General features: G+C 69.6%; 1 protein-coding gene. It reads left to right on the plus strand.

What is annotated here, in order from left to right; translation table 11 throughout:
* Positions 1-266: 266 nt before the first annotated feature.
* Positions 267-656, plus strand: a complete 390-nt coding sequence (locus B1729_RS19950; RefSeq protein WP_163618342.1) for a VOC family protein — start codon at positions 267-269, stop codon at positions 654-656.
* The last annotated feature ends 26 nt before the right edge of the window (positions 657-682 follow it).

Consider the following 682-nt stretch of genomic DNA (forward strand, 5'->3'; position numbering starts at 1 on the left):
AGGATCGGCGTGACCGCGAGCGGCAGGGTGCGGAGGCGCGCGGCTCCGATCCAGTCGCCGACCGTGGGTTTCGCGACGTGCGCGGGGTCACGCGATACGCGCGCCTTCTGCGGGTTTCCCCGCGGCTGCTGCTTCTTCGCGCCCGCGGCGCCACGCTTCTTGCTGGAGGTTGCTGCCACGAATGCACATCATAGGGCTCGCGCCCATGACAGCGCGCACTCGGTCGACCCCCTGTGGATGTCGGACGCCGCCACCATCATGGGGCCATGTTGAGCATCGGATCCGTGGTCCTGACGGTGGAAGACATCGGCCGTGCCGGAGAATTCTGGCGCGCCGCCCTCGGATACGCGAACCGCAGCGAGCCCAGCGACGACTGGGTCATCCTCGACCCGCCCGGAAAGGCCCACTGGGCCGCACCGGGTGCGAGCCTCGCGCTGTCGGTCACCGGATACCCGCAGCACTACCCGCCGCGCATCCACCTGGACCTGTACGCCGAGGATCAGGCCGCCGAGATCCAGCGATTGCTGGGGCTCGGCGCCCGCGAGGTGGACTGGGAGGGCTACCCCGAAGACGCCGACTGGGTCGTGCTCGAAGACACCGAGGGGAATCGCTTCTGCGTCGTGCAGACCGGACCGTACCCCGACTCCGAGGATTGAGCGCGCCGCGCCAGCGACCGAGACCT

It is taken from the genome of Microbacterium sp. B35-04 (assembly GCF_010634885.1).
Lineage (GTDB): Bacteria > Actinomycetota > Actinomycetes > Actinomycetales > Microbacteriaceae > Microbacterium.

What these genes read in the sequence shown, in the direction of transcription:
- B1729_RS19950 (WP_163618342.1), top strand. Translation starts at nt 267, where the DNA reads ATGTTGAGCATCGGATCCGTGGTCCTGACGGTGGAAGACATCGGCCGT.